This window comes from Meiothermus sp., assembly GCF_025056915.1.
Classification (GTDB): domain Bacteria; phylum Deinococcota; class Deinococci; order Deinococcales; family Thermaceae; genus Meiothermus.
Genome location: NZ_JANWVH010000139.1, coordinates 1 through 3,287, shown reverse-complemented (window position 1 = coordinate 3,287; position 3,287 = coordinate 1). Strand labels below are relative to the sequence as shown.

Sequence of the window (3,287 nt, the reverse complement as noted above, 5' to 3'; positions counted from 1 at the left end):
GGGGGAGGCCTGGGGTATTTACCGGGAGCTTAGGGTTGGCTCGAGCATTCCCCTGCTGGAGGAGCCCGATGGCCTGGAGGAGGTCTTGGCGAACTTGGTGGCGAGGGGGTTTCCACCCCGGCTATGGACCGATGCCTACTTAGCCGCTTTTGCTATGGCCGGAGGGTATCGCCTGGTGACCTTTGACCGTGATTTCCTCAGCTTTTCTGGCCTGGAATGCCTGCTTCTGGAGGCCTGAACCGGAGCACGAGTGGGCCTGGAACCATGAATGCCTCGGACGGGCAGTCCGGGGTTGTTCGGTTTGCGGGACGACGCCGCTCCCCGAACCGCATCCTGCGGATCCACGGCATCGGGGCCCAGGTCGGGGACATGCTGGCCGAGGCCGCCGTGGCCAGCTCCTTCAAGGCGAGTGCCGCGCTCCTCACCACAGTACGGCACGTTTGCTATCCACCAGCGAAGACACGCATGCGCCCGGGCACAGGCGCATTTCTTCGGCTGGGTCGTAGGAGCGAGGTGCTGGAGGTCTTTCAACTCCGCGCACAAGACCAGCGACGCCATCGCCCTGGAGGGGGAAAGGTTCTTTGGGTGGGTGAGGGGACGAAGGTTCTGGATTCCCAGCAAGCGCGGTCTGTTCTGCAGGGAGTTGTCTGCTTGGAATTTGAGTTCACGAGTGGGAGCCACAGCGTCTCACACACTCGCCCCCCCTTGCCTTCACCGGTCTTGACAGATTGTGCAATGTGGAATACACTCCTTGACATTCCTGAATTCTGCATGCAGAATGCTGAACGCAAGAGGATATAGAAAGGGAGGGGCGATTTGATAAGCCGAGGGCCGGCTCTGCGCGAACAGGTGTACAGCAACATCCGGGAACGCATTGTGAATGGCGAACTTGCACCTGGTCGGGTTCTGATCGAGGTTGAGTTGGCTGCTGAACTGAACGTCAGCCGCACGCCCGTTTCCAACGCGCTGGTCATGTTGAAGGAGCGCGGCCTTCTTGAGGATGATGGCGGCAAGCTAAAGGTGCCCATCCTGAAGCTCGAGGACGTGATCGACCTGTACTGGTGCCGCATGGCCCACGACGGATTGGCCTCGCGGCTGGCTGCCGAGCGCATCGGTGCCAAAGACCTCAAGCAGCTCGAGACCTACCTGCGGGCTTGGGAAACCCCTGAGCAGGAGGACGACCTCTCGGCCCTGTGGGTAAGCGACCTGAACTTCCACCACCTGATTTACAAGGTTGCCGGAAACCGCCACCTTTTGCGCTTCTCCGAACTGACCACCGAGCTGGTTTCAGTCTACCGGCGCAATACCATCCGCCGCATGACCGATCCTGCGAGCGGTACCAGCCGTTCCCGCAACGACGTGCGGGCCGAACATGAGGCCATCTACGAGGCCATTGCCAGCCGGAACCCAGATGCGGCTGAGGAGGCTGCCCGCTTCCATATTCGCATGGTCATCAAGCATCTGGAGCAGGCCGATGTAATTCTCCAACCCGAGCAGGTGGGACTGTGAGCGAGCGGTCGGAAGGGTGGCTTGAGGGCAGGGTGGCCGTGGTGACCGGGGCGGCGAACGGCATTGGCAAAGCCACCGCAGTCCTGTTCGCCCAGGAGGGCGCAAAGGTAGTGCTCGGGGATGTGGATACGAGGGGCGGCCAGCGGGCTGTTGAGGAGATCAAGGACCTGGGCGGCGAGGCCACCTTTGTGCCCTGCGATGTGAGCAAAGAGGACGAGGTGATCCGGCTGATCGGCACCGCCAAAAGTAAATACGGCGGCCTCCACACCCTCTTCAACAACGCCGGCATCGAGCAGCCCGTCACCCCCAGCCACGAAGTGAGCGAGGAGCTGTTTGACCGGGTGATGGCCATCAACCTCAAGGGCACTTTTTTTGGCTGCAAGCACGCGATTCCGCTGCTGCGCCAGGCCGGGGGCGGCACCATTGTCAATAACTCCTCGGTCAGTGCCTTTGCCAACGTGGGGGGCAACCTCAGCTACGGGGCATCCAAGGGCGCCATCATGTCCCTGACGCGGATTCTGGCCATCGAGTATGCCCGTGAGAACATCCGTGTGAACGCCATCTGCCCTGGGGTGATTGATACCCCCATGAACCAGCGCAACCTGGAAAAGGCAGCCGACCCGGATGCAGTGCGCGAAAGATGGATGGCCGCGACCCCCCTGGGGCGCATGGGTACCCCGGAGGAAGTGGCCCGCACAGTGCTCTACCTGGCCTCGGAGATGAGCTCGTTCACCACCGGCATTGGGCTCTTGATTGATGGCGGAAGGGTGGCGACATGAGGTTGCGGGATCGGGTCTGCATCGTGACCGGTGCGGCCCGTGGCATCGGACGGGCGGTGGCGAGGGCCTATGCCGCCGAGGGGGCCATCGTATACGGGGCGGATGTGGTGGCGGATGAGCTCGAGGCCGAGATGAAGGCCCTGCGTGAGCAGGGGTTCTGGGCTGTGGCTGTTCCTACCGATTTGAGGCATCCCGACGAGATCGCTGCCCTGGTAGGCCGGGTGGTGGCCGACCAGGCGCGGGTGGACGTGCTGGCCAATGTGGCCGGGGTGATCGAGCTCAAGCACCTCGAGGAAACCACCCTCGAGGACTGGGACACCATCCTCAACATAAACCTTCGCGCACCCTTCCTGACCTGCAAGGCCGTGGCCCCGGTCATGAAGCGCCAGCGCTCCGGCTCCATCATCAACGTTTCCAGCCGTGCAGGCGTGATGGGCTTTGCCGACGAGGTAGCCTACTGCGCCTCCAAGTGGGGCCTGGAGGGGCTCTCGCGCTCGATTGCCCTGGATCTGGAGCGCTTTGGCATTGCGGTCAACACCCTCACCCCCGGAACCCCCACCCACACCGCCATGAGCGAGAAAACCTACGCCGAGGAGACCCGCAAAATCTGGCGCGACCCCGCCGAGATTACCCCGGCCTTCGTGCATCTGGCCCTTCAGACCCCCCAGGGCATCCACAACCAGCATGTGAACGCCTGGGCACTTTCGCAGCAGTTGATGGGACCGGAGGAGAGGGTATGAAGGCTTTCCTGGTCGGGCAAATCCTGGATGGCAACGGGGGCAGTCCGCTGATGAATGGGGTGCTGCTCGAACACGAGGGCCGCATCGTGGGCCTTGGCTCCAGGGGCGCGGTCTCGATTCCCGAGCCAGCCCAGGTGATTGAAGCGCCCCAGGCCACCCTGCTCCCCGGCCTGATGGACAGCCACGTTCACCTGGCCTACAGCGGCACCCCCACGGTGGGGGCCTTCCGGGCCGAGGCCAGCGAGCAGTCCTACCCCCT

At 63.1% G+C, this 3,287-nt stretch carries 4 protein-coding genes and 1 pseudogene; all 5 read left to right on the top strand.

Features of this window, described 5'->3' with window-relative positions; all coding sequences use genetic code 11:
- The coding region (locus tag NZN28_RS14080) for a PIN domain-containing protein (protein WP_367275844.1) at positions 1-238 on the top strand (238 nt) is incomplete at its 5' end.
- A gap of 578 nt (positions 239-816) precedes the next feature.
- Positions 817-1,509: a GntR family transcriptional regulator gene (locus tag NZN28_RS14075; RefSeq protein WP_295399211.1), complete on the top strand. Its 693-nt coding sequence runs from the start codon at positions 817-819 to the stop codon at positions 1,507-1,509.
- Positions 1,506-2,288, top strand: a complete 783-nt coding sequence (locus NZN28_RS14070) for an SDR family NAD(P)-dependent oxidoreductase (RefSeq protein WP_295399208.1) — start codon at positions 1,506-1,508, stop codon at positions 2,286-2,288. The genes NZN28_RS14075 and NZN28_RS14070 overlap by 4 nt, the downstream gene beginning before the upstream one ends.
- A complete protein-coding gene (locus NZN28_RS14065; RefSeq protein WP_295399206.1) occupies positions 2,285-3,028 on the top strand; it encodes an SDR family NAD(P)-dependent oxidoreductase in 744 nt (247 codons plus the stop codon). Before NZN28_RS14070 ends, NZN28_RS14065 begins: the two co-directional genes overlap by 4 nt.
- Positions 3,025-3,287 (top strand): annotated as a pseudogene (locus NZN28_RS14060) (hypothetical protein); the annotation flags it as partial. The gene NZN28_RS14065 and the pseudogene NZN28_RS14060, both read left to right, overlap by 4 nt.

What these genes read in the sequence shown, in the direction of transcription:
- NZN28_RS14065 (WP_295399206.1), top strand. Translation starts at nt 2,285, where the DNA reads ATGAGGTTGCGGGATCGGGTCTGCATCGTGACCGGTGCGGCCCGTGGC.